At 44.9% G+C, this 25,709-nt stretch carries 26 protein-coding genes; 20 read left to right on the top strand and 6 right to left on the bottom strand.

The window, feature by feature from the left end:
* Positions 1 to 26: 26 nt before the first annotated feature.
* The 4 genes from L5L94_RS19555 (at position 27) to rlmB (ending at position 5,295) form a co-directional block, all read left to right on the top strand.
* Positions 27 to 1,322, top strand: a complete 1,296-nt coding sequence (locus tag L5L94_RS19555) for an adenylosuccinate synthase (RefSeq protein WP_028759421.1) — start codon at positions 27 to 29, stop codon at positions 1,320 to 1,322.
* A 112-nt stretch (positions 1,323 to 1,434) separates the two neighbouring features.
* On the top strand, positions 1,435 to 2,091 hold the full coding sequence (gene motX / locus L5L94_RS19560; RefSeq protein ID WP_113939975.1) for a flagellar protein MotX: 657 nt from the start codon (positions 1,435 to 1,437) through the stop codon (positions 2,089 to 2,091).
* A gap of 39 nt (positions 2,092 to 2,130) precedes the next feature.
* Entirely contained in the window at positions 2,131 to 4,554 is a 2,424-nt protein-coding gene (gene rnr, locus L5L94_RS19565) for a ribonuclease R (RefSeq protein ID WP_263164663.1), read from the top strand.
* On the top strand, positions 4,555 to 5,295 hold the full coding sequence (gene rlmB / locus L5L94_RS19570; RefSeq protein ID WP_263164665.1) for a 23S rRNA (guanosine(2251)-2'-O)-methyltransferase RlmB: 741 nt from the start codon (positions 4,555 to 4,557) through the stop codon (positions 5,293 to 5,295). It abuts the gene before it with no gap.
* A 128-nt stretch (positions 5,296 to 5,423) separates the two neighbouring features.
* On the opposite strand, the gene L5L94_RS19575 is transcribed toward rlmB, so the two are convergent.
* Together L5L94_RS19575 and L5L94_RS19580 are read right to left on the bottom strand one after the other, a co-directional pair.
* Positions 5,424 to 6,866 carry an MFS transporter gene (locus tag L5L94_RS19575; protein ID WP_113939972.1) on the bottom strand — a complete coding sequence of 481 codons (1,443 nt, stop codon included), beginning with the start codon at positions 6,864 to 6,866 and terminating at the stop codon, positions 5,424 to 5,426.
* 242 nt (positions 6,867 to 7,108) lie between these two features.
* A complete protein-coding gene (locus L5L94_RS19580) occupies positions 7,109 to 7,852 on the bottom strand; it encodes a YdiY family protein (protein ID WP_263164667.1) in 744 nt (247 codons plus the stop codon).
* Positions 7,853 to 8,065: 213 nt separating this feature from the next.
* Here L5L94_RS19580 and rpsF point away from each other — a divergent pair, with 213 nt between their 5' ends.
* From rpsF to rplI, 4 genes are read left to right on the top strand one after another with little or no spacing between them, the layout of a single operon-like run.
* Entirely contained in the window at positions 8,066 to 8,461 is a 396-nt protein-coding gene (rpsF, locus tag L5L94_RS19585; RefSeq protein WP_105251410.1) for a 30S ribosomal protein S6, read from the top strand.
* An 8-nt stretch (positions 8,462 to 8,469) separates the two neighbouring features.
* Positions 8,470 to 8,775, top strand: coding sequence for a primosomal replication protein N (gene priB / locus L5L94_RS19590; RefSeq protein ID WP_105251411.1), 306 nt, complete (start codon positions 8,470 to 8,472; stop codon positions 8,773 to 8,775).
* 12 nt (positions 8,776 to 8,787) lie between these two features.
* Positions 8,788 to 9,015, top strand: coding sequence for a 30S ribosomal protein S18 (gene rpsR / locus L5L94_RS19595; RefSeq protein ID WP_006083042.1), 228 nt, complete (start codon positions 8,788 to 8,790; stop codon positions 9,013 to 9,015).
* 36 nt (positions 9,016 to 9,051) lie between these two features.
* On the top strand, positions 9,052 to 9,504 hold the full coding sequence (gene rplI, locus L5L94_RS19600) for a 50S ribosomal protein L9 (RefSeq protein ID WP_113939970.1): 453 nt from the start codon (positions 9,052 to 9,054) through the stop codon (positions 9,502 to 9,504).
* Positions 9,505 to 10,046: 542 nt separating this feature from the next.
* Here rplI and L5L94_RS19605 read toward each other — a convergent pair.
* The gene (locus tag L5L94_RS19605) at positions 10,047 to 12,245 is read right to left on the bottom strand and encodes a S46 family peptidase (RefSeq protein ID WP_263164669.1); all 2,199 of its coding nucleotides are present in this window, start codon (positions 12,243 to 12,245) and stop codon (positions 10,047 to 10,049) included.
* A gap of 125 nt (positions 12,246 to 12,370) precedes the next feature.
* Between L5L94_RS19605 and dnaB the strand changes: the two genes are divergently transcribed.
* Positions 12,371 to 13,777, top strand: a complete 1,407-nt coding sequence (dnaB, locus tag L5L94_RS19610) for a replicative DNA helicase (RefSeq protein ID WP_105251415.1) — start codon at positions 12,371 to 12,373, stop codon at positions 13,775 to 13,777.
* Positions 13,778 to 13,879: 102 nt separating this feature from the next.
* Positions 13,880 to 14,956, top strand: a complete 1,077-nt coding sequence (gene alr, locus L5L94_RS19615; RefSeq protein WP_263142828.1) for an alanine racemase — start codon at positions 13,880 to 13,882, stop codon at positions 14,954 to 14,956.
* A gap of 424 nt (positions 14,957 to 15,380) precedes the next feature.
* On the opposite strand, the gene L5L94_RS19620 is transcribed toward alr, so the two are convergent.
* Positions 15,381 to 15,845 (bottom strand): chemotaxis protein CheX, encoded by a 465-nt coding sequence (locus L5L94_RS19620; protein WP_105251417.1) that lies wholly within the window; start codon positions 15,843 to 15,845, stop codon positions 15,381 to 15,383.
* A 734-nt stretch (positions 15,846 to 16,579) separates the two neighbouring features.
* Here L5L94_RS19620 and dusA point away from each other — a divergent pair.
* The 3 genes from dusA to L5L94_RS19635 all read left to right on the top strand — a co-directional run bounded on the left by dusA (position 16,580) and on the right by L5L94_RS19635 (position 18,452).
* Positions 16,580 to 17,599 (top strand): tRNA dihydrouridine(20/20a) synthase DusA, encoded by a 1,020-nt coding sequence (gene dusA, locus L5L94_RS19625; protein ID WP_263164671.1) that lies wholly within the window; start codon positions 16,580 to 16,582, stop codon positions 17,597 to 17,599.
* 210 nt (positions 17,600 to 17,809) lie between these two features.
* Positions 17,810 to 18,100: a hypothetical protein gene (locus tag L5L94_RS19630; RefSeq protein ID WP_263164672.1), complete on the top strand. Its 291-nt coding sequence runs from the start codon at positions 17,810 to 17,812 to the stop codon at positions 18,098 to 18,100.
* A gap of 151 nt (positions 18,101 to 18,251) precedes the next feature.
* Complete coding sequence (locus L5L94_RS19635) at positions 18,252 to 18,452, top strand: PspC domain-containing protein (protein WP_113941528.1); 201 nt, start codon at positions 18,252 to 18,254, stop codon at positions 18,450 to 18,452.
* A 131-nt stretch (positions 18,453 to 18,583) separates the two neighbouring features.
* Here the strand turns inward: L5L94_RS19635 and L5L94_RS19640 are convergent, their stop codons facing one another.
* Positions 18,584 to 19,321: an enoyl-CoA hydratase gene (locus tag L5L94_RS19640; protein ID WP_028761866.1), complete on the bottom strand. Its 738-nt coding sequence runs from the start codon at positions 19,319 to 19,321 to the stop codon at positions 18,584 to 18,586.
* 33 nt (positions 19,322 to 19,354) lie between these two features.
* Between L5L94_RS19640 and L5L94_RS19645 the strand changes: the two genes are divergently transcribed.
* The 3 genes from L5L94_RS19645 to L5L94_RS19655 are packed head-to-tail and all read left to right on the top strand — an operon-like array spanning position 19,355 to position 21,557.
* The gene (locus tag L5L94_RS19645; RefSeq protein WP_263164696.1) at positions 19,355 to 19,837 is read left to right on the top strand and encodes a copper chaperone PCu(A)C; all 483 of its coding nucleotides are present in this window, start codon (positions 19,355 to 19,357) and stop codon (positions 19,835 to 19,837) included.
* An 11-nt stretch (positions 19,838 to 19,848) separates the two neighbouring features.
* Positions 19,849 to 20,817 carry a DUF2333 family protein gene (locus L5L94_RS19650; RefSeq protein WP_105251468.1) on the top strand — a complete coding sequence of 323 codons (969 nt, stop codon included), beginning with the start codon at positions 19,849 to 19,851 and terminating at the stop codon, positions 20,815 to 20,817.
* Between the two features lie 2 nt (positions 20,818 to 20,819).
* Positions 20,820 to 21,557 (top strand): TIGR04219 family outer membrane beta-barrel protein, encoded by a 738-nt coding sequence (locus tag L5L94_RS19655; protein ID WP_028761742.1) that lies wholly within the window; start codon positions 20,820 to 20,822, stop codon positions 21,555 to 21,557.
* 78 nt (positions 21,558 to 21,635) lie between these two features.
* Here the strand turns inward: L5L94_RS19655 and tolC are convergent, their stop codons facing one another.
* The gene (tolC, locus tag L5L94_RS19660; RefSeq protein WP_105251469.1) at positions 21,636 to 22,943 is read right to left on the bottom strand and encodes an outer membrane channel protein TolC; all 1,308 of its coding nucleotides are present in this window, start codon (positions 22,941 to 22,943) and stop codon (positions 21,636 to 21,638) included.
* A 244-nt stretch (positions 22,944 to 23,187) separates the two neighbouring features.
* On the opposite strand from tolC, the gene nudF reads away from it, so the two are divergent.
* Genes nudF through L5L94_RS19680 form a run of 4 tightly spaced genes read left to right on the top strand, consistent with a single transcriptional unit; the run spans position 23,188 to position 25,694 of the window.
* Positions 23,188 to 23,790: an ADP-ribose diphosphatase gene (nudF, locus tag L5L94_RS19665; protein WP_263164698.1), complete on the top strand. Its 603-nt coding sequence runs from the start codon at positions 23,188 to 23,190 to the stop codon at positions 23,788 to 23,790.
* Positions 23,791 to 23,796: 6 nt separating this feature from the next.
* Positions 23,797 to 24,237, top strand: a complete 441-nt coding sequence (locus L5L94_RS19670) for a DUF1249 domain-containing protein (RefSeq protein WP_105251470.1) — start codon at positions 23,797 to 23,799, stop codon at positions 24,235 to 24,237.
* Between the two features lie 15 nt (positions 24,238 to 24,252).
* Positions 24,253 to 25,092, top strand: a complete 840-nt coding sequence (gene cpdA, locus L5L94_RS19675; RefSeq protein WP_263164700.1) for a 3',5'-cyclic-AMP phosphodiesterase — start codon at positions 24,253 to 24,255, stop codon at positions 25,090 to 25,092.
* A gap of 26 nt (positions 25,093 to 25,118) precedes the next feature.
* Positions 25,119 to 25,694 (top strand): YqiA/YcfP family alpha/beta fold hydrolase, encoded by a 576-nt coding sequence (locus L5L94_RS19680; RefSeq protein ID WP_105251472.1) that lies wholly within the window; start codon positions 25,119 to 25,121, stop codon positions 25,692 to 25,694.
* The last annotated feature ends 15 nt before the right edge of the window (positions 25,695 to 25,709 follow it).

Below are 25,709 nucleotides of genomic sequence, written 5' to 3' on the forward strand. Positions count from 1 at the left end.
TTTTAACCGCAACCTTGCAGCAAATAATGGGCAAAAACGTAGTTGTTCTCGGCACCCAATGGGGTGACGAAGGAAAAGGTAAGATTGTCGACCTTCTAACAGAACAGGCAAAATATGTAGTTCGCTATCAAGGCGGCCACAATGCTGGTCATACCTTGGTTATCGACGGTGAAAAAACCGTTCTTCATCTGATCCCATCGGGTATCTTGCGCGATAATGTGAAATGCATTATTGGCAACGGTGTGGTGCTTGCACCTGACGCCCTGATGAAAGAGATCAACATGCTAAAAGATCGTGGAGTTCCTGTTGAGGAACGTCTGTTGATCTCTGAAGCGTGTCCGCTGATCCTTCCCTTCCATTGTGCCCTTGATATTGCCCGTGAAAAAGCGCGCGGTAATAAAGCTATTGGTACAACTGGCCGTGGTATTGGACCTGCGTATGAAGACAAGATTTCTCGTCGCGGTCTGCGAGTAGGCGACCTGTTCAATGCTGAACTGTTTGCTGAAAAGCTGAAAGAAGTTATGAAATACCATAACTTTATGCTGACAGAGTACTATCAAGTCGAAGCGGTTGATTACGAGCAAACGCTAGCAGATGCTTTGGCTATGGCCGATTATCTGAAGAGCATGTGTGTTGATGTGACTGAACTATTGGATACTGCGCGTAAAGCCGGTGAGCCAATTCTGTTCGAAGGCGCTCAAGGTACATTACTCGACATCGACCACGGAACATACCCATTTGTAACCTCTTCAAATACCACTGCCGGTGGTGTTGCGACGGGTTCAGGTTTTGGTCCGCGTCACTTAGACTATGTCTTAGGTATCATGAAGGCTTACACTACTCGCGTAGGTGCAGGTCCATTCCCAACTGAACTATTATGTGAAGTCGGTGATCATTTAGGTACTAAAGGTCATGAGTTTGGTGCAACAACGGGTCGTAAGCGTCGTCCAGGTTGGTTGGATGCTGTGGCAATGCGCCGCGCAGTTCAAATCAACAGTGTTAGCGGCTTCTGCTTGACTAAGTTAGATGTACTTGATGGTCTGAAAGAAGTGAAGATTTGTGTCGGTTATCAGAATCCTGATGGCACTATCTCTAAAGTCACTCCGCTGGCCGCTGAAGGTTATGAACTGGTTACGCCGGTTTATGAAACTATGCCGGGTTGGAGCGAGTCGACTTTTGGCGCGACATCAATTGAGCAACTGCCTCAAGCAGCGATCAATTATATCAAGCGTCTTGAAGAGTTATTAGAAACACCTATCGACATTATCTCTACGGGTCCTGATCGTAACGAAACCATGATTTTGGTTAATCCGTTCAATTAAGATCTGTTAAGGCCGTGTTTCACGGCCTTTTTCTCTGCTTCTTTATACCTTTCTCTGTTTTATTCTGCGGTTAGAAATTCAGCTCAAGCTCAAGAAATAGGTTATACTGCCGATGCAAGTATTCATCCTACTGTCATTGAGAGTCGTTATGCTACGTACAGCACTCGTTGCGCTACTGCCTTTAGTATCTTCAATGTGCTTTGCTGAAACGCAGGCGGTGGATATTTATAGTCAAGATCAATTGCTTGATTTGATCCGTAGCAATCAATACTTAGCGAAAGTGAAACGTGATGATTGCCAGTTAGTCCAAGACATTGAGGCGCGAGCCCAAGTCTTAAAACAGCCTTTATATCAATTTCTTTGGGGCGAAATGCTCAATCATGGAACGTGTGTGAAGGCTAACCCTGTGAAGGGTATTGCTTTGTTACGTGACTCGGCCGAACAAGGTAGCTCAGAAGCGATGTTAAAGCTTGCCGAGTATTATCAGAGTGGGAAATTTGTCATCCGCAATAAAGACAGAGCAGTGCATTATTTACTGCCTGCGGCTGCAAGTGGCAGTTTATCCGCTCGTATGATGTTAGTTCGTTTATTCGGTGAAGGTTATGGTAGTCCTAGGGATTACGAGATGGCCTATCACTGGTTATATAACGATGTATTTGCGGACGAGGCGACTAAGAATAAAGCCTTGTCTTTACTGCAGGTGTTAGCAGCTAAAATGCCCCCCAGTGCAGTGGCGCGGGCCCAGCAAGAACAGTTGCGAACCCGTTAAGTGGTCTCTTAATCTAGAGACACATTATTTGGATATTGAATGATCAAAGACCCTCATTTTGAGCGTGAACAGGATAAGTACGAAAACCCTATCCCAAGCCGTGAGTATATTCTCGATTACTTACGTTCTCAAAAATCACCTATCACTCGTGACAGCATTGCTGCGGCGTTAAACATCCAAGAGGAAGAACAACTTGAGGCCTTGCGCCGTCGCCTACGTGCGATGGAACGCGATGGCGAACTGGTGTTCACCCGTGGGCAAAGCTATGGCTTACCCGAGAAAATGGATCTGATCCCCGGCACTGTGCTCGGACACAGAGAAGGCTTCGGCTTTTTCAAACCCGATGAAGGCGGTGATGACTTATTTATTTCGAACCGCGACATGCTGATGTATTTCCACGGTGATAAAGTGCTGGCGCAAAAAGCGGGCACAGATCGTCGTGGCCGTCGCGAAGCACGTTTGGTTCGTCTGATCCAGCCGCGAAGTGCCGCGATTGTTGGCCGTTATCATGTCGATAGCGGTATGGCATTTGTTATTGCCGATGATAAGCGTATTACCCAAGAAATTTTAGTCGCAAATGAAGATCGCAACGGCGCCCGCCAAGGCGATGTGGTTGTGGTTGAATTAACGCGTCGCCCAGGCCGTTTTGTTAAGGCTGCGGGTAAAGTGACTGAAGTGCTCGGTAAGCAAATGGCGCCGGGGATGGAAATCGAAATTGCCCTGCGTAATTATGATTTACCCCATACTTGGTCACCAGTGATCGAGAAGAAACTGCGCCGTATTCCCGATGAAGTAACCGACGCCGATAAAGTCGGTCGTGTGGATTTACGTCATCTGCCATTAGTGACTATCGACGGTGAAGACGCCCGCGATTTTGATGATGCCGTGTACGCGGAGAAAAAAGCCGGTGGCGGCTGGCGTTTATGGGTTGCGATTGCGGACGTCAGTTATTATGTGCGTACCGATTCTGCCTTAGATACCGAAGCGCGTGCCCGTGGTAACTCAGTGTATTTCCCGTCGCAAGTGATCCCTATGTTGCCGGAGAAAATCTCCAACGGCCTATGTTCGCTGAATCCCCACGTCGACCGTTTATGTATGGTCGCCGAGATGACCGTATCTGCTAAAGGTAAGTTATCAGGTTATAAGTTTTATCCGGCTGTGATGTATTCCCATGCCCGTTTCACTTATACCCAAGTGGCAGCAATGTTAGAAGGCGGCCCCATTGCGCCTGAGCATGAAGCCTTGTTCCCGCATCTGCAGTGTTTACAGTCATTGTATTTAGCGCTAGATGAGCAAAGAGCTGAGCGTGGTGCGATTGCGTTTGAAACCATGGAAACGCAGTTCATTTTCAATGAGCAGCGCAAGATTGATAAAATCGTGCCGCGTGGCCGTAATCAAGCTCATAAAATCATTGAAGAATGTATGATTTTAGCCAACGTTTCGGCGGCTAAATTTGTGAAGAAGCACAAAGGCGAAGTCTTGTATCGTGTGCATGAAGCGCCATCCGAGCAAAAATTGGCGAACTTTAAAGAGTTCCTTGCTGAGCGTGGTTTAAGCATGCCAGGTGGACTTGAGCCAACGCCGTCAGATTATCAGAATGTGATGTTGCAAATTGCCGACCGCCCTGATGCTGAACTTATCCAAGTGATGTTACTGCGCTCTATGCGTCAGGCAATTTATACTCCGGATAACGAAGGTCACTTCGGTTTAGCCTTAGAAGAATATGCGCATTTTACCTCACCCATTCGCCGCTATCCGGATTTAGTGTTACATCGTGTGATCCGTTATTTACTGGCGAAGGAAAGAGGCGAAGCCACTGAGAAGTGGACGCAGGATGGTGGCTATCATTATCAACTCGATGAGCTCGACCAATTAGGCGAAGAGTGTTCAACCACAGAACGTCGTGCCGATGAAGCGACTCGCGATGTTAGCGATTGGCTGAAGTGCGAGTTTATGCAAGATCACGTCGGCGATACCTTTGAAGCTGTGATTGCCTCAGTGACCAGTTTTGGTTTGTTTGTGCGCTTAAATGAACTGTTTATCGATGGCTTAGTGCATATCTCAAGTCTAGGTAGCGATTACTACCAATTCGACCCTATGCGTCAACGTCTTATCGGTGAGCACACAGGTCAAGTTTATCAAGTCGGCGATCCTGTGACGGTTAAGGTCGCTGCAGTCAACTTAGATGACAGACAGATTGATTTGGTTATGCTGGGTGATGACGGCAAAGGTGGTAAACGTAAAGCATCTGCCAGCCGTGATAAGCCGATGACAGCCCGTGAGCGCGTTAATCGTGAAGGCGCTAAGCAAGGTAAAGCAGGCAAAACCGCGGCATCTAGCGCCAAGGCTGAAACAGGCAAAACCAAGCCTAAGGCCAAAGCTGGCACTAAAGCTAAAAAAGCAGCAGTAAAAGATCCGGCTAAAAAGCCAAAAGCCGCTAAGCGGAGCACGAGAAAGAAATAAATGAAAAAACAAGATATTATTTTTGGGATCCACGCAGTTGAAGCCCTGTTAAAACACAGCCCTGAACGCATTATTGAGTTGTGGCTCTTACAAGGTCGTGATGATGAGCGCTTAACTGTACTGGCCGATCAGGCCAAAGCCTTTGGCACGACGATTCAAGTCGCTTCTCGTAAAGCCTTGGATGACAAAGCGGAAAGCAGTCAACATCAAGGCATAGTCGCGCGCGTTAAAGCGGCGAAAGTGTTGAATGAGCAAGATTTAGATGTGCTGCTTGCTAACACTGAGCAAGCATTCTTGCTGATTTTGGATGGCGTGACGGATCCCCATAACTTAGGCGCTTGTCTACGTAATGCTGATGCGGCGGGCGTGCAAGGTATTATCGTGCCTAAAGATAATTCAGTTGGCTTAACGGCCACGGTAAGTAAAGTTGCATGTGGCGCTGCGGAAACAGTGCCTTTATTCCAAGTGACTAATCTTGCGCGCACTATGCGTCACCTGCAGGATAAAGGTGTGTGGATTGTGGGCACTGCGGGCGAGGCAGATTGCGAGCTTTATCAAGCCGATCTCAAGGGGCCATTGGCGATTGCCATGGGTGCGGAAGATAAAGGTTTACGCCGATTAAGCCGTGAGTCTTGCGATTCACTGATCTCTATCCCTATGGCCGGTAGTGTGTCTAGCTTGAACGTATCGGTTGCAACGGGTATTTGCTTGTTTGAAGCAGTGCGTCAGCGTCGTAGCTAATATGCTCACGTTTGCCTGATCTCACACATGGAGTATCAGGCTTTAAGTCACAACCTGCAGTAACCACTGGTCGTAATAAAAAAGGCGGATTAACGATATAAAGTTAATCCGTTTTTTATTGGCCTTTTTTACGTCAGAGCTTTGTCTAGGTTAACCTGATTGCTATCAGTTTCATCTATTTGAGCGGCTTCAGGCTCTGCTTGCTCAATATCGAAACTAAAGGCGAGTTGTTCCTCATCACTGTCATTATCATCGATAATATCGTCATCGACGCCATCGGCCCCTAAATCATGCTCCGATTCATCTAAGTTAGCGCTGGGCGTCATATGCTCTTGAATTGATTCAACATCAACCCGTGGGTCCAACGCTGCCGCCAGTGGTGACGAGACTAAGTCGCCCGTCGCCATTATGTAGTCTTGGGTGACATTGGTTTCGACTTTTTGCTGTGAATGTACATAACGTAAACGCACAAAGAGTATTAAGGTACAGGCTGACATAAAGCCATATAACATGTTATTGCCAAACCATTGCATTAATGTCGATGCGATAAGCGGACCGATACTGGCGCCTAAGCCGAAGGTTAATAATATTGTTGCTGATAAGCCTACCCGCTCATTTTGCTCTACTCGAGAGTTGGCAAGCGCTGTGGCGAGCGGATAGAAAGTGAAACCTAAAATACCAAATAGGAAAGTCATCACCAGTGAAATCACCGGATGATAGGGGGTTAAGGCGATAGCTAAGGCTAAGATACCGAGCAATATACAGTTGATACGGATAAGGCGACTGCGGGACATAATGTCGGACAATTTTCCCATTGGCCACTGTGCCAGTAATCCCGCTAAAATCGTTGCCGTCATATACGTGGCGACTTTTTCAGGCGGTAAACCTAAGTTACTGGCGTAGGCGGGAGCGAGACCATAAAACGAACCCACTATCATGCTACCAATCGCGATTGTCGTGAGTGCTTGTGGCGCTTTTTTCCAGTAATAGGCAATTTTGAGTGGGGCTGGCACTAAGGGCGCAGGGTGAAGACGACGCGTGAGTGAAATCGGTACGATACAGAGTGAAAAACAAATTGCGATAAGCAGTAGTGGCTCTAGTCCTAATTCGGGGAAAATACTGATCGCACCTTGGCCCAAGATTAAGCCGAAGTAAGATACGATCATATAACTCGCAAACACTGTGCCCCTTTGATTACTTTCAGCTTGTTCGTTAAGCCAACTTTCTAACACCATGTATTGGCACATCATCCCCATGCCTACCACGAGTCTGAGGAGCAGCCAAACCGCTAGCTCATCCACGAGTGCATGGCCTAATGCCGATGCAGCGACTATGCCTGCACTGGCGACAAAGGCGCGGATATGGCCCACTTGAGCGATAAGTCGATGACCAATCTTAGAGCCTGCCACTAGGCCAACATAGTAGGCCGACATCATGCCGCCAATCCATATTTGTGGCACATTCATCACTGAGAGCCTGAGCCCAAGATAGGTGGTAAGCAAGCCGCCGGCTAATACCATTAATAATGTGGTGCTATATAAAGAGGCGAAAGTGCGCAGCGGATTAGTCATATACAACTCCGAAAACACAAACTAGATTGATAATGAGGAGTGAGTATATCAGGGGTTAGTGTTTATGTTGTGTTGCAAATTGTTGGTAAATCTTGATTAATTGCGCATTACTGCTCAAAAAATCACTGAATTATGTCGGAACAACTCAAGAGGATGCTTGTAAAGCATTCACATAGACGCCAGCCGAGTAGGCTATTAGCGTCATGTTAGTCTATGTATTTCGTCGTATTTTTTAAAAGGAGTTATCTAAAAGTGTAAAGCAAGTTGAAGGTGGTGATGGTATCCATGGGTTGGCTTCCTTCTGGTACCACTTCAGTGTATTTGATGTTCATACCGATCTTAAATGCCCAATCTTGGAACACCAGATTTTTATAGTTCATATCTAAGGTGAGGGTGTTGTTGTTCTCGCCCACTTCCGCAGTGAGATCGGCATTGAGACTGCTGTATTCCTGTAGTTTTTGAGAGAATTTGGCAGCGGTACGAAGAATGACATCTTTTTCGGCATCAGGGTTGGGAATGGTTACCGACTCTGCAGGTAAGTTATATCGATAACCTGGGCCGAACTCGAGACTGAGTTTTGTTTTATAACTACTGATAGCATTGAAACCGTAACCACTCGAAAGCGTTGATATTTGCGTGTAACTACCGAATTGATCCCAAGTAAAATCACCACGTCCGAAGACATAACCCTTAGTCAGTTTATAGCTCGATTGTAACTGTAGCTCATATTTTTCGGAGGTTGTTTGACTTTTTTCTGAGGCAAAATAGGCTTTTAGTGTGGCTTCTTGCTTGGTTTGCTTTGTATCGTAAATCAGTTGGGTTCGACCATTAAAGCTGCTGGATTCGGTATTGCCTGTGTTCAGTTGCAAGCCAGCTTCGATTTCCGCCGTAAAATCGCTGGGTGGTTCCTGATAATCAGGTGGAACAAGCGCAAGCGCTGGAAATGAAAGGAAAAACAAACCGATTGGCGCAATAACTTTTAGCATTATGTTTTATTCTTGGTTAGCTGATTTCAGACGTCCGAATGTAGGCGAACCGCCATCATACCTGTATTGATTGGCGAGGCAAAGTTATTGCTTGAGTTTCTGGCTTGCTTTCTGTACTATCTCGCGCTCAAATCAGTCACTATTTTTCGTTCCTTGCCTCCATTTGGTCTGACTGAGCCAATACCGAGGCTACATAACCGTAAGGAGCAATAAATGCGTCATTACGAAATCGTATTTATGGTTCACCCAGATCAAAGTGAACAAGTACCAGGTATGATTGAGCGTTACACAGGTGTTATCACCGAAGCTAACGGCACAATCCACCGTTTAGAAGATTGGGGCCGTCGTCAACTGGCTTACCCAATCCTTGACCTGCATAAAGCTCACTACGTTCTGATGAACGTTGAAGCTAAAGCAGAGACGATCGAAGAGCTAGAAACAGCTTTCCGTTTCAACGACGCAGTTCTGCGTAACATGGTAATGCGTACTAAAGTTGCCGTTACTGAAGCATCTCCAATGGCTAGAGCTAGAGATGAGCGCGATTCACGTCGTGGCCCAGCTGGCGAACGCTCATATGATGAAGCTCACGCTGAAGAAATCGCTGAGTAAGGTAATCTGTGACCACCAATAACTTGGTGTTGTCAGGAACGATAACTCGTTCAAGACGCTTTAAAAGCCCAGCAGGTATTGCACACAGTGTGATTATGTTGGAACACAAATCGCAGCGTTATGAAGCCGAAATGCTCCGCAACGTCTACGTACAAATTCAAGTGATATTGAGTGGCCCACGCTTTGAAAGCGTCGCAGAAGATCTGAAAGCAGGTGTGGAAGTACAAGTGCAAGGCTTTATGACGCTTCAACAGGGGCGTAATGGTCAGAACCGCTTAGTCATCCATGCCGAAAATGTCGAATTGAAAACTTAGGAGACTGTCAACATGGCACGTTATTTCCGTCGTCGCAAGTTCTGCCGTTTCACCGCTGAAGGTGTTGCAGAAATTGATTACAAAGATATCGTTACTTTAAAGAACTACATCACTGAAAGCGGCAAGATTGTTCCTAGCCGTATCACTGGTACTAGTGCTAAATATCAGCGCCAACTAGCTCGCGCTATCAAGCGTGCTCGTTATCTTTCTCTACTGCCATACACTGATTTACATCAGTAATTGCAGTATTCCTAATCGAATATAGAGGATTTGATAATGAACGTTATTCTGCTTGATAAAATCGCTAACCTAGGCAACTTGGGTGACCAAGTTACTGTTAAAGCTGGTTACGCTCGTAACTACCTTTTGCCACAAGGTAAAGCTGTTGTTGCTAACGAAAGCAACGTTAAAGTATTTGAAGCTCGTCGCGCTGAATTAGAAGCTAAATTAGCTGCTGAATTAGCTGCTGCTAACCTACGTGCTGAGAAAATCACTGCACTGGAAGCTGTTGTTATTGCTTCTAAAGCGGGTGATGAAGGCAAACTGTTTGGTTCAGTTGGCAACCGTGACATCGCTGATGCAGTGACTGCTGCTGGTGTTGAGCTGGCTAAATCAGAAGTTCGTTTACCATTAGGCGCTCTGCGTACTACTGGCGACTTCGAAGTTGAAGTTCAGTTACACACTGAAGTTAAAGCTGTTGTTAAAGTTTCTATCGTTGCAGAAGCTTAATTACTCCTTGCTTTAATCTTAGCTTGTATTAAGAGAAACACCGCTTTGGCGGTGTTTTTTTATGGCTGAAATTCAGTATTTAGCTGTGGTCAATATGGTTTGATATTGGTTTGCGATGGATGAATACCAATCACATTAAATATTTAATCAGTTCAGAGCCTCACAGGCATCTCAATCCAAGGCGCATTGACGCAGAAATGGTTATTCCCTTTTAAGTCAATGCAACACGGGAGTGGGATGCCTGTGTTGCTCCCGAGGGCGGCTGATGTTAACGGCATGGCAACGCGCTTTATACTGCGTTTAAGGCTTTCGACAGAGCACCACTATGCCTTCAAGCCTTCGCTTTGTCTAAAGCGCGTTGAACTCCCGCTGAATGAACAGATATTTAATACGATTGGTATAATGCGGTAAGTGATATGTCTACTCATTCAGTCTCAAAGCGTATCCGCGTTTAAAATACTAGCCCAAATAAAAGCCGCTCACTGTCATGACAGTGAACGGCTTTTGACTAGATGGGTTGAATCCGTGTTTGGCTCAGAGTATTAATTTCTCACTAAATCCAATTCTTGGATTAAGTTATCGGCATGGTCGACTTCATCCATCATCCACAGGATATAGCGAATATCCACGTGCACCGCGCGAGTGATGGTTGGGTTGAAGAACCAATCTTTAGTGATAGCTTCATAGGTTGAGTCGAAGTTAAGGCCCACTAACTCACCTTTTCCGTTGAAGACTGGTGAGCCGGAGTTACCACCTGTGGTGTCCACGCTGGATAAGAAATTAACCGGTACTGAGTTAAATTCTTCTGGTTTATCTAAGCAAGAGAACAGACGGCAAATCCAGCCACGGGGATCTTGATACACGGATTTGACCAAGTGCTCACCAAAACGTTGCTCGTGAATTGCATCGAGGAGTTTTTTCGGCGCATTATAGGGCTCAACGCCTGTGTGTTTTGCGACTATGCCATCAAGACGAGTAAACGGCTGTTTATAGAGCGCATCACGTGATTGATAACCATCAACCATGCCATAGCTGATCCGTAGCGTACCGTTGGCGTCAGGATAGACTGGCCAGTTGTTTGCTTTGTAGTATTCGATCACGGCCGCCATATAATCAGGGCGAGCACTAGACAGCTTGCCGTCTAAGATTTTTTCTGACTTTTCCTGTGCCATATTCGTGTCATAAAGTGCTACGGCTAAACGAATAAAGGGATCGGCACTGGTTTCGAAAGCGCTAGCATCGGCATTCATCCACGCGAGGCGCTTAGCTTGGTCTGTGAGCGTAGTGAGTGAGTACAAACCATCGAGTTTAGCTGCGAGATCGGCATCTTTAGTGTTCGCACTTAGCATTTCATCGAGTGCAGCTACGCGATTTGATTGGCTAAGGTAAGCATTTAAATCCTGTAGCCACAAAGTCTTATCAACAGTGACATCAAAACTTGAATCGATACGTTTAAGACGTGAGCTTAGCATAGCAATATCACGTTCTTGGTAGCCTTGCTCACGCTCGGCATCGGGCTTTTGTTTTTCTTTAGCAAGACGGTAGAGGCTGTTTGCTGCGGTTAACAATGTGCTAGATTGGGCATTGGTAAAGTAGTAATTACTTTGGAATGCTTGTTGTTGCTCGGCGAGTAACACTTCTAACTCAGCAATGAGATTTTGATTTAGCTTAGGGTTTTGTTTAAGCCAAGCTAAAAAATTATCTTCACGGCTTTGCTTAATGCCAATGATATCCGTTGCTTTAAAACCCGCTAGTAGGCCGTTGAGTTTCTTCATCCGGTTGGCCATTGAGGCCATATTACCTGCGTACTTAATGGCGATATCGGCATCTTTTTGTCCCATCGCCTCGATAGTATCAATCTGTAATTGATAACGCTTAGCTTGAGTTGGGTACAACCAATCACTGGCAAATTTAAGTTCACTGGTCAGGTTGTAACGGCTAGTCGTGCCTGGGTAACCCGCCACAAACACGCCATCACCGGCTTTTACGCCATCGGCATTGACCTTAAGGTAGCTCTTTGGTTGGTAAGGAATGTTATCGTCGCTATAAGCAGCAGGTTTGCCATCTTTTCCGACGTAAGCTCGTAGGAAGGCAAAATCACCCGAATGGCGTGGATATTCATAGTTATCAATATCGCCACCATAGCTCCCAACACTTTCAGGTGGTGCGTAGACTAAGCGCACATCGCGGATCATCAATTGCTTGATTAAGTAGTATTCTAAGCCGTTATGGAAACTGCGCACATTACAACGATAGTTAGCATCGGCTTCACAGCTTTTGATGAGCGCTTTACTGTGATTTTGGATATCTTCGTAACGACTTAGCGGGTCTTGGCTGAGGTCTTTATTGATTTGCGCGGTGACATTGGTCACTGCTTCTGTGATGTATAAACGTTCGTTGGGACCGGCAGAGGGTTCCTTGTCCATCGATGTTGCTAAAAAGCCTTGTTCTAGGTAGTTATGCTCTTGCTTAGTGTTATATTGTATCGCCTTGTAGGCACAATGGTGGTTTGTCACAACTAGCCCTTGGGGGGAGACAAAACTGGCGGTACAATAGCCCAGCCCAACCACAGCGTTCATTGGATAACTTGTCAGATCGGCCAGTTTTTCTGCCGGAATATCGATTCCGCGTTCACTGAGTTTGTCTGCAATTGAAGGCATTTGATAAGGTTGCCATTGTCCTTCGTCGGCAGTTGCTATGCCGGATGTCAGTACTAAGGCCGCAACCAATGCAATACGCATGTTCTTTCCTTATTGATTGTTAGAGTGTCCGTTGGAATGAAATAACAGGCGAGTGTAAACATCCTGTTTGCTTGACGCGGGTTTTATATCATATTTTGTTAAGTTGTTGGAAATCGGGAGCGTTAATGTCACAACAAGGTGCTTTTAAGCCTAAAAGTAAGCCAAGAGATTTGCAGCTTGATGGACTCAAGCTGCCACCGCATTCAATTGAGGCTGAACAATCGGTATTAGGCGGCTTGATGTTAGATGCCGAAGCGTGGGACAGGGTCGCTGAGGCTGTAGTAAAAGAGGATTTTTACTCTCGCTCACATAAGATGATCTTCTCTGCCATGCACAGATTGGTTGATTTAGGGCAACCGATCGATTTGATCACGGTTTCTGAACAGCTCGAAGTTGAAAATCAATTAGAAGATGCCGGTGGTTTTGCCTATTTAGGTGAGATTGCGAAAAATACCCCAAGTGCGGGTAATATTTTATCCTACGCCGAAATCGTCCGTGAACGCGCCGTAGTGCGTGACATGATCCGCGTCGCACATGAGATTGCCGATGCGGGCTATAACCCAGAAGGTCGTGACTCGGGTGAATTACTCGACCTGGCTGAGAGTAAAGTCTTTAAGATCGCCGAGATGCGAACTAATGCTAACGAAGGTCCCGAAGGCATTAAAACCATTCTGGAAAAAACAGTCGATAAGATTGAGCAGCTTTATAACAACCCCCATAACGGTGTGACTGGAGTATCGAGCGGTTTTAACGATCTCGATAAAATGACCGCAGGCTTCCAGTCCGGTGACTTGATTATCGTTGCGGCGCGTCCTTCTATGGGTAAAACCACCTTCGCGATGAACTTGTGCGAACAGGCCGCAATGAATGAAGATAAACCCGTACTTATTTTCAGTCTCGAGATGCCGTCCGAACAGATTATGATGCGTATGCTGGCCTCCTTGGGTCGTGTTGATCAAACTAAGATCCGTACTGGTCAACTCGATGACGAGGATTGGGCGCGGGTTTCATCGACTATGGGTATCATGCTCGAGCAAGGCAAAATGTATATTGATGATGGTTCGGGGTTAACGCCGACAGAAGTTCGTAGCCGCGCGCGTCGTATTGCCCGTGAGTACGGTGGTTTATCTATGATCATGATAGATTACCTGCAGTTAATGCAGGTGCCCGCCTTAAAAGATAACCGTACCTTAGAAATTTCTGAAATTTCACGCTCGCTGAAAGCATTAGCCAAAGAGTTGGAAATCCCGATTATTGCCCTGTCGCAGCTTAACCGCTCGCTCGAACAAAGGGCCGATAAACGTCCTGTTAACTCGGATTTGCGTGAATCGGGCGCTATCGAGCAAGATGCGGATCTCATCATGTTTATTTATCGCGATGAAGTGTATAACAACGATTCTCAAGATAAAGGCACGGCAGAAATCATCATTGGTAAGCAACGTAACGGCCCCATTGGTCGGGTGCGGCTCACTTTCCAAGGGCAATTTTCGCGTTTCGATAATTATGCTGGGCCGCAGTTTGAAGAAGATTAATTGACGTTTAAAAACAGTCAGTTTGCGTTTGCAGAAGATGAGCTGTATTGATGTATTTTTTATATCCGTGACTTTTTATTTCCTGAGTAAACAAGGTAAATTTTGAACCCTTTTCCCCGTGCAGAAATTAGCAGTAGTGCACTGCAAACCAATCTCGCTGCGTTGCGTCAACAGGCACCAGCGAGTCGTGTGATGGCCGTCGTTAAAGCGAACGGTTATGGTCATGGATTATTGAATGTCGCTAATTGTTTAGTCAATGCCGATGGCTTTGGCCTAGCACGATTGGATGAGGCCTTAGAATTACGAGCGGGCGGCGTGACAGCGCGTTTATTGTTACTAGAAGGTTTTTTCCGTGCCACCGATCTCCCGTTACTCGTCGGGCATGATATTGACACTGTAGTGCACCACAGCTCTCAGCTTGAAATGTTAGAGCAAACTGTGTTGTCAAAACCTGTCACTGTCTGGCTTAAAGTGGATTCAGGCATGCATCGTTTAGGTTTTACGCCCGAACAATTTTCAACGGTTTACGCAAGGTTAATGGCCTGTCCCAATGTGGCAAAACCGATCCATTTGATGACACATTTTGCCTGTGCGGACGAGCCTGAAAACACCTATACCTCAGTACAGATGGCGGCTTTTAATACGTTAACGGCAGGCTTGCCCGGATTTAGAACCTTAGCAAACTCTGCTGGTGCTTTGTATTGGCCTCAGAGCCAAGGCGATTGGATCCGTCCTGGTATCGCACTCTATGGTGTATCTCCTGTTACTGGTGATTGCGGTGCGAATCACGGGCTAGTTCCTGCGATGGAATTGGTATCACAGTTGATTGCGGTACGGGATCATAAAGCCAATCAGCCAGTGGGCTATGGTTGTTTCTGGACCGCGAAGCAAGATACCCGTTTAGGTGTCGTGGCGATTGGCTATGGTGATGGTTATCCTCGCAATGCACCGGAAGGCACACCCGTGTGGGTCAATGGTCGTCGCGTACCCATAGTAGGCCGCGTCTCTATGGACATGTTGACTGTCGACTTAGGCCAAGATGCGCAAGATAAGGTTGGCGACAGTGCTTTGTTGTGGGGTAAAGCATTACCCGTTGAAGAAGTCGCTGAACATATCGGTACTATCGCTTATGAATTAGTCACTAAGCTCACCCCAAGGGTTGCGGTTTGCTTAGCTTAACCCTGACAAATGGAAGTATTTGGGGACACTTTTTAGCAAGAAAACGGTGATTAAACACCGTTTTCTTTTATGTAAAGTGTCAGGATGAATAATTGCCTCTACACGAATGGTTACTGCAAATAACACTATGAATTATAGTTATTTGTTAGCGAGAGAAGTGTCGAACCTGTAGGGCTGAGATAAGCGAAATAGTGGTTTGCAGTTCACCGTTGGCGACGCAATATGTTTTGGACCTGAGGATGAAGCTGTGCTGAACTGGTGTTAGGCGGCAAAATAGACGATAAAAATATCTCAATTCAGGTTACGGTAAACCAGCTGTTCTGATCTTTGTTATCTGGCTTTAAAAAAGCGAATGAAACATAAGATCCAGAGCGACAGGATAGTTAATGTATTTTGAGCTGACTGGCTTGATGTATTTAAGCTATTAGTTTTCAAAACATATTTCAATATAAGCAGTACCATGCGGGCTTGTAAATGGCATGATAATCTTAGTGCCATTAGCTTTATGGGAAATAGTATGGCCTTTTCCTGATACGACCATAGGAGTGGCCATTTCAAATTCATAGCCTTTTTGACCCAAAAGATTTTTTGCGCCACCAGTCACCATATTCGTAATTTCGCCTACTAAGTCAGTCACTTCCTCGTTAATTTTACCCGGGTTTTCGCCCAGCATATTCTGCATTATCTGCAAAACAAGCTTTTGTTCGAAGGTAATCGACAGTGATCCTTTTGTTTGGGGTCCAACAAGACCTATTAGGCCGGATACATCACCCTTAGCTAAGTTATCTACTTTGATTTGGGGTTTGCCCGGCGTCAAATCCATGCTCGCCATCGTAGATATGACATTGAGCAAAGATTGGAGGAAAGGATTAATAAAATTAACGTTCATGCCTAAGTTTGTCCTCTTTTGAGCCTAAACCATGGAGTAATGGCATTGCTTAAGGCTATTAGAAAAGTTGCTTATCGACAGCAATCTTGATCACACTCTATCAGCTTAGATGAGACAGCTATAAATGTGAGGCTAATTTAAAGATATTCTTATCATTTATCTGAGTTATAGGCAGCTAAAGCTCCATATAACCGTTTCCTTTATTGTTTAGATCGTTTTGTATGATGGTTCATAAGTTTGCTTGGAAGACGCTTATCGTCAAATGGCGTTGTTTTACGTCTCATACATACAAAAATGGGCTGCATTAGCCCCATTCATAGTGGCTCATGAGTGCCGATGCTGCAAAGTTTTTTAGCCTTTTTATGGAGTAACTCGACTTTTATTTGCACTTGAACTTGTGAGAAGGCGTTGCTACTCAACTCTCTATCCCATCGCGTCTTACGTAATCCCATTTTATATGGCTATTTTCGGCATTGTGGAGTGCTATCAAAAAGGCGTCTTGGCCTTGAGTGTCTTAGCTGACTTTGTAAAAGTACGATGTTCGCTGTAAACTGTCTCACTTTTTGCTTCACCCTAACGACGCATTTGTAGTGTGTTGTTCAGTACGTGTTTTCAGGTCAATTACTGGGAACACCATCTTGAGCGCTCAATCTTATAATTTGGGATACCTCACAGGATGCCCGGCAATTAGACAAATGCACAAATGTGTAAAAACAGCTTAAAATGTGAGCGTGATGATTCAGTCTAAAATGAGTAAAAACCCTGTTATATCAACTATTCCAATCGATAGAACCTTTTCCATTGCGCCCATGTTGGATTGGACAGACCGGCATTATCGTTATTTTGCACGTTTGATGTCGGCTAATGCTTTGTTGTATACGGAAATGGTGACAACAGGAGCGATATTGCATGGTCGCGGTGATTACTTAGCGTATAACCAAGAAGAACATCCTTTGGCGTTGCAGTTAGGTGGTTCTAATCCCTTAGATTTGGCTCGTTGCGCTAAACTCGCTGCTGAGCGTGGCTACGATGAAGTTAACCTCAATGTGGGTTGTCCTTCCGATCGAGTGCAGAATGGTCGCTTTGGCGCGTGTCTGATGGCGGAACCTGAGTTAGTGGCTGAGTGTGTTGACGCCATGAAACAAGTCGTTGATATTCCTGTGACTGTGAAAACGCGTATCGGAATTGATGAACAAGATAGTTATGCGTTTTTAACCCAGTTTATTGATGTGGTCAGTGCAAAAGGGTGTACGGATTTTACTATCCATGCGCGTAAGGCGTGGCTTCAAGGGTTAAGCCCAAAAGAGAATCGCGAGATCCCGCCGCTCGATTATGAGCGTGTGTATCAACTTAAGCGTGATTATCCTGCACTTAATATTGGTATTAATGGCGGCGTAACAACTCTCGAGCAAGCACAAGTTCATTTAGTGCAGCTCGATGGAGTAATGATGGGGCGCGAGGCTTATCAGAATCCTTATATTCTGGCGCAGGTGGATCAAATATTGTGTGGCAGTCAAAAAGCAGTGATCAGCCGAGAGGCTGTGATTGAGGCTATGTTGCCTTATATTGAAGCGCATTTGCAGTCTGGTGGCCGGCTCAATCATATTACTCGTCATATGATAGGTTTATTTCAAGGTTTACCAGGTGCCCGCGCTTGGCGTCGTTATTTGAGTGAAAATGCCCATAAAAACGGCGCTGGGATAGAAGTGGTAAAACAGGCTTTTCAGAGTATTCAAGCTGAAGTCACTGAGTGATTTCTAATCAACTTAAAAGATGGTGAAATTTACTAGTTTGAGTAGTATTTTTCACCACTTGTTATTTCCCAATTCATTCCTATATCTCATCCTGTTCACTTAAAATACTTTAAAGTGATTAGAATCATGCTGTTAAGAATGTTTTTATAAGTTGGCACGCAGTTTGTAATACTCCTTTCGTCAAGTTAATTAATCGAAAGGGATGCCATCATGTTTATGTTAACCATTAAAAAATCAGTACAAATGAGTGTGTTATTAGGCGCGTTAGTCGGTAGCGTTGCAGCACACGCAGAAGCCGCACCAATATCAGATGTTGTGGGAACTATTGAGCAAACATTAACTGTGCAGACACAAGAATTGTTCGTCAGTGTAAAGCGTGAATTTGTGATGTCATTGCAAACACAACTGGCTGAAAGTATGTATGACTTCAACAGTCAACTTAGCTTAAACGCTGAAAATAAAGGTGAATCGGCAGGTGCCGATGAATATAGCGCTAAGTAAAGGATCTGCTTATGTGGTTTGTAGCACCTTTGATGACATTGCTACTGTTACCTGTAATTAGTCTTGCGTTGTTTTCAGGCATTATTTGCTGGTTTCAGTGGCATAGTGTTAATGATAAATAAGTTAGCGATCAACTGAGCCGAGGTTTTAGATGAAACGATTAAAAGTGCGTATGGAGAGTCCAGAGCGATTAGTGTGTGGTGTTGCCGCTGGTATGGCGTGGAAATTTGATTGGTCTTGTTTTTGGACTCGTGCGGTGTGGGCTGGTGCAGTTGTATTTATGCCGGGTGTGAGTTTGCTAATTTACTTTGTTTTAGCATTGTTAGTTGACCAATGGAAAAAACCAGCCTAAGCATGCAGTGATGGCTGGCGTTGATGAGCTAATAAGTGGCTTGTTTTGATTTAAAATGATGCAGTTAAACCTATCAACAAGAGGGCACTTTGACCCTCATGCGAAAATGTATGTGCATACTGCCTTGCAGACTACTTTTTCAAAAAAGCTTGAAATCTGCTTTTGGCTTCATCACTTTTTAGCCTAGCGCTAAATTGTTCAAGTTCTTGGTGCATTTGGTGTTGTACACGATTTTTATGCGGACGCATTAATTGACGTGTGATTTGTAGGGCTTGTGGCGGTTGATTTGCCAATTTTTTTGCCTGAGATAGTGCATAACTGAGTAAATCTTCATGGGCCACAATTTCGTTGATCATATTGAGTCTATGGGCCGTCTCGGCATTAAAACTTTCACCAAGTAGCAGTAACTCAGCCGCTTTTTGATAACCAATGAGTTCTGGTAAGAGTAGGCTAGCCCCCGCTTCCGGCACGAGAGCCAAGTTGACGAAGGGAAGTTGAAATTTCGCCGTGTTGTCAGCGTATACCAGATCGCAATGTAGCAGTACGGTTGTACCTATACCGACGGCGGCACCAGAAACAGCAGCCACCAGAGGTTTTTTGAGTTCGAGCAGACAAAATAAGAAACGTACTGCGGGATGATTTGGCCCTAAGTCACTATTTTTCAAAAAGTCAGCAACATCATTGCCTGAGGTGAAACAATTATCTTGGCCATGGAGCATAAAGGCACGAATGTCGTTGTCTGCTTCACCTTCGATCAGGTATTCTGTCAGTTGTTTATACATATTAAGATCAAGTGCATTGCGTTTATCAGGGCGATTAAAGCTAATAATACGCACTCCCTGATCATCCTGAACCTGTATATGACTCATGGGTTGTTTCCTTTACGACGACATTGGGTAGACATGGAGTTTAAGACATTGAAACCAATATTCAAACAGCTGTTTAATTGTCTAGTTTTATCTTGTGCATCATTTTCAGCGTTGGCGAACGTAGTCATGACTGAAGGTCACATACGCGCCATGCCTGAGACAGTACCAAATACTGCCGCTTACTTTACGCTTGAAAACCACACAGATAAAGCGATTCGTCTTATCGGTGTCAGTTCGACTGTGGCAAAGGATGCCCAATTACACACGATTATCGAAGACCAAGGCATGGTGAAGATGCGCCATGTTGAAGGTTTTGACATCCCCTCCCATGGCACATTAACGTTAACGCCGTCAGGGGATCACGTCATGTTGCTTGGCTTAAAAGCGCCATTGGTGTTAGAGCAACAAGTTGAACTGCAATTAGAGTTTGACGGTGGCGAGAAAATGGCAATTACCCTGCCTGTTAGTAAAGCAGCAGAAAACGCCGCAGAGCAAGAGCATCATCACCATCATTAAGGAGTCGCTTGATGCAAATTACATGGAAAAAAGTTACCGGGGTCGGTTTATTTTTAGTATTAATCGGTTATGGCGTGAGTGTATGGTGGAGTATCGAACCGGATCCAATTAGCCCTCAACAATTAACAGCATCCAATAAGAATATTGTTGGGTACGCTACTACTACATCGCTAATCCTCACAGTCGAAAATTTACTCGATAAGCAAGGTGGTTGGCTATCAAACGATGTGATGCCACCTTCCATCTTCATGGATAACATGCCCGCATTTGAATATGGTGCTTTGGAGCAAGCCCGTGATTTAGCCTTGATTATGCGTAAAGAGTTTAGCCGCTCACAGTCACAATCTGCGGCGGACAAAGATTTAGGCGAAGCCCAATCTAAGCTCAATATTGACCACACAAGCTGGTTAGTACCGAGTGCCGAAAGCGAATATCGCGATGCAATCAAATTGCTGAAGCTTTATCGTGCCCGCATGATGGACCCAAATAATCAAGATGCACAGTTTTATGCCCGTGCTGACAACCTTAATGAATGGTTGAAAGAAGTGCAGAAACGTCTGGGCAGTATGTCGCAGCGTTTATCTGCCAGCGTTGGCCAAGAGCGCTTAAATACAGACCTAGCTGGTGACAATTCGGCGCGTCAATCAACCCCAAATTTGACCAGCCATCAGGTAAAAACCAGTTGGTGGAAAATTGATGATGTCTTCTATGAGAGCCGTGGTGCTTCATGGGCGTTGTTGAACTTTATGCGCGCAGTTGAAGTTGACTTTGCTGACGTATTGAAGAAGAAAAATGCTGAAGTAAGCCTAAGACAGATCATTCGTGAGCTGGAGGCGACTCAGCAAACTGTCTGGAGCCCTGTTGTGCTGAATGGCAGCGGTTTTGGCTTAGTCGCTAATCATTCATTGGTTATGGCTAACTATGTGTCGCGTGCGAATGCCGCGGTGATTGATTTAACGAACTTGCTATCTCAAGGTTAATTATGAAAAAAACTCTCCTCGCCAGTGCGGTATTAGGATTCTGTATGGCCTCATCTGCCCAAGCGGCCACTGTGGTCGGTTTCACAATTGGTGGTGACTACTGGCGCGCCGATACTAGTGGTACTTTTGCCGATAAAGGCCAACCACAACAAACATTTGATTACAGTTCATCTGCTCAAGGTAGCTACTGGATTGCAGTTGAGCACCCATTGCCATTTGTCCCTAACATTAAAATCCGTGAAAATAGCCTAGATCAGAAAGGCAGCATGTCTGGTGCTGATTTCAACTTCAATGGTCATGATTTTAAAGGTAATGTGACTGCTTATACTGATTTGAGTAACACAGACTTCGTGCTGTATTACGAAATATTGGATAACGACATAGTGTCATTGGACCTTGGTGCAGCATACAAGTTAATGAATGGTTCACTGCGTGTTCAAGATCCTGGCCATCCTGAAGAGAAAGATGTCGATAGCGGTATTGTGATGGGTTACGCCAGTACGCATGTAGGTATGCCTGGCTTAGGCTTGTACGGTTTTGCTGATTTGATGCAGGGCGTCAATGAGTCAAGCGTGCACGACTATGCAATTGGTTTAGGTTGGCAATTTGATGGTTTGGCCGTCGATACGCGTGTACGTGTAGGCTACCGTGAATTTTTATTCGATGTGAGTAATTTCTCGGGTGTGAGTGCTGATACTAAATTTAAAGGTTATTTTGCGGGTGTTGAAATCAACTTCTAATTTTGTTGATTTTAACTTTTAAGCATAAAAAAAACCGCCAAATGGCGGTTTTTTTATGCTTAATGACTGAGAGCGTTGTTACTGTGCAATCAAGCCATTATTGATGGCGATAACATCATCTTCATTCAATGTACCCGCAGCTTGCTTTAGTGCAACAACTGAGTTGATGTAGCTATAGCGCGCATCGGATAATTTACGTTTTGAGTCGTATAAGTCACGGGTACGGTTCAAAACATCAACGATAGTACGAGTACCCACTTCAAAACCCGCTTGAGTGGCTTTTAGGGCACTTTCTGATGAAATTACAGATTGCTCATAAGCTTTGATTGAGCTGATAGAAGCGCCTACGTTGTTGTAGTTATTACGAACGTTTTTCACTACACCACGGTAAATTTGCTCAAGCTTTTCACTTGCTTCAACATACTGGAATTGTGCTTCATTAACTTGTGAGCTGACTTTAAAACCTTCGAAAATCGGAATGCTTAAGTTGACACCAACGCTGACATTATCAAAATCAGGTTCGTTGAGATTACCCATTTTTTGCTCAAGACCTTTGTTGTAACCGGCATTTAAGCTTAAAGACGGCATGTGGCCTGCTTGATAAAGCTTAATGGTCTCTTGGGCAATATCTTTACCAATACGTTGAGTCATTAAATCAACACTATTGGTTTCAGCAATTTTTAACCATTCGCTAGATGACGTTGGCGCTGGCGTAACGGCTGAGAAACGGTTGGTATCTAACACATTAATCGTCTTGTGATCGATGCCGGTGATTTCACGTAAGGCTTCATAACTATTGGCGAGCGTGTTTTCGGCTAAAATTTCAGTGGCTGAGGCTAAGTCATATTGCGCTTGAGCTTCATGCACATCGGTAATCGCGGTTAAACCCACTGCGAAACGTTGTTTAGTTTGTTCAAGTTGACGCTCGATTGCGCGTTTTTCTGCACCTTGGAACTCGTAGTTGTCTTTCGCCGTTAATACATCGAAATAGGCTTTAGTGATACGAGTAATCAAGTTTTGTAATGCTGAAGCATAAGCGGAATCAGCTTGAGAAGCGGCTTTCTCAGCAAGACTTAAACCAACCCAAGCACTGTGATCATAGATGACTTGATTTAATTTCAGGCTACCTACTAGACCACTTGCATCATCCTTCGGATCATTCCAAGCTTTGTCATAACCGACGTTTGCACTAATGGTTGGCAACAGCGGAGCGCGGTTTTGCTCGATTTTCTCAAACAAACCATTACGCTGGGCTTGGGCTTGCAATACGAGCGGGTCGCTGGTCAGTGCTTGCTGATAAATTTGCAACAAATCATCTGCTTGCACCGCTGAAGCGGAAGCCGCAAGTGTTAATGCTGCGCATAAATTATGGATCTTAAATTTCATTTGCTGTCCTTATTAGACAAAATCCCCCCACGGAGGAATATTTTAACTTCGTTTAGACTAAGTAATGCCTTTACCAAGGCGGTTTGCGCTTCCCGACGCTTCCCGATACAGCTAAAACTTAATGACCTAGAGTCTAAGAACTCTGACACTTTCAAGTCAAATTCGAAGTGTAACAGATTTTATTTTAAAAATGTGCTCAAATTGCCTTGATTATAGGCGCAAATTTAACTTTTAAGGATAGAGTATGAAACCCCCTGTTTTTTCGCAAACGGATATTGAGATCTTAGGAAAAAAATCCCTTTATCAAGGTTTTTTCTCAATGGACGAATACACTTTCAAGCATAAATTATTCGCTGGTGGTTGGAGTAAGCCTGTCACTCGCGAAGTGTTTGAACGGGGTCATGCTGTGGTCGTCCTTCCCTATGATGCCAAGCAAGATAAAGTCGTACTCATCGAACAGGTACGCTTTCCTGCATTAGCAACCGCTAAATCTCCTTGGCTTCTTGAGTTAGTCGCGGGTATGATTGCGCCCGCAGAAACGCCTCTGGATGTTGCACACCGAGAATTAATGGAAGAAACAGGCTTAATGGCTAAGCAAATACACAGTGTGAATAGCTATTTAGCGAGCCCAGGTGGTAGTACAGAACGTTTCTATTTCTATTGGGCTGATGTCGATTCAAACAACGCCCGTGGATTGCATGGATTAGCTGAAGAGCACGAAGATATTCGATTGCATGTCATGAGCCGCGAGCAAGCTTATGAGCGAGTGGTTGCGGGCGAGATTGATAATGCGTCGACCGTTATTGGATTACAATGGTTACAATTAAACTATCAACAACTGGTTTAAATTGGGATGAATTTGGCTACTTCGAGTCTAAAACGGCGCTATAAACCCAACGTCAGTGATTTTTTAGCACTGTGCGGGCGTAATTATGGTTACATGTTGAAATGGTTACCGTTAGAGATAGCTATCGGTGAGTCATGGCGACTCGAAGGTGAGTTTGGTATATTAGTAGTGCGAATTTTAGAAAATACCAAATATACTCAGCTAGTTGAGATATCTCGTCCCATCGAAATCAAGGAGTTTATCAATACTCCCAAGGTGTTAGTGAGAATTTATCACGATGCTAAATTAGCAGAAGTGTTAACTGGTCAACAGATTTACCAATTACGCCCAGTGTATGATTATCCCAATGTACGCATGTATCAAAGTGATGAAAAGTACCAGGTGAATGCATTCCTGGAAGAGTTATTAAAGATTGGTTACCAACACAGTGTCGTGTGCCAGTCTTAGAATTGGGTATTCAATGTGCTGAAAGAGGCTGTCTCTTACTCCATAGCTGAAGGGGAAAGCGTGCGTATCGTGCAAGTCACAGATCCGCATCTTTTTGCCGATCCTGAAGCTCAGCTATTAGGAGTTAATACTAGCAAAAGTTTTGCTGCCGTATTAAATACGATTAGAGCTGTGGACTATCCTGCTCACTTGATGCTCGCCACAGGCGATTTGAGTCAAGACTATTCGGCTGAGTCCTATCAGCAATTTGTGAAAGCTGTCACCCCCGTTGGCTTACCTTGCCATTATCTTCCTGGAAATCATGACGATCCACGGATCATGTATCTGCACATGCAGGGTGAACAGATTTTTGGGCAGCAGCGTATTCTGGCGGGAAACTGGCAAATCCTCATGTTGGATTCAACCGTGCGGGGAAAGCCTGGCGGCAATATGGCCGAGACTCAGTTCGAATTAATTGATGAAGCCATTGCCGCGCATCCTGAATGCCATACTTTACTGGTGATGCATCACAATCCCATCGTTGTGAATTGTACTTGGTTGGATCAGCACTGCATGGACAATGGCGCCGAGTTTATCGTGCGAGTGGCAAAGTATCCGCAGGTCAAAGGATTGCTCTGGGGACATGTGCACCAATGTATTGATACCCATCATAATGGGCCCCATGGCACGTTGCAGTTGATGGCGACACCTTCCACTTGTATTCAATTTAAGCCGTTATCGCCTTATTTTGCCTTAGATGGCGTTCAACCGGGTTATCGTTTGCTGGAGTTGAAAGCCGATGGTAGCATCAACACTAAAGTGTATCGCGTACCGGGTAACCATTTTTCCCCCGACAACAACTCTAGCGGTTATTAACGCGAATAGCCGCAGCCTGAGGAAATATGCTGCTTTATATTCACGGTTTTAATAGCTCTCCATTTTCAGATAAAGCTGTGATGACGGCTAAGTACATGGCGCGGCATCATCCTAGTGTGGCCTTCCATCAGCCCCAACTGCCTAATACGCCTAAGGCTGCGATGGTGCTCTTAACCGCTTATGTTGAGGCGGCGATTGACGCCAAAGAGCCATTAGCTTATATAGGCTCATCTTTAGGTGGGTATTTCGCCAGCTATTTAGCCGAAACCTATGGTGGCAAAGCGGTGTTAGTTAATCCTGCGGTAAAACCCTTTGAGTTGTTCGATGAGTTTATGGGGCCGCAATTCAATCCTTACACTGAACAGCATTATCTTGTCTTACCTGAGCATAAGTCTGAAGTCGCTGAATTTAATACGGCTGTGATCCGCAATCCGGATCGTTTTTTGGTATTATTGCAGACAGGTGATGATGTGCTGGATTATCGCGAAGCGGTCAATAAGTATCATCACTGTCAATTGCGAGTTGAAGCGGGTGGTGATCACAGCTTTGTTGGTTATGAGTCGCATCTGCAAACTGTAAGCCAATTTTTACACTTACCTTGACAAACTGACATGCCG

Source organism: Shewanella sp. SM21 (assembly GCF_025654335.1).
GTDB lineage: Bacteria > Pseudomonadota > Gammaproteobacteria > Enterobacterales > Shewanellaceae > Shewanella > Shewanella oncorhynchi.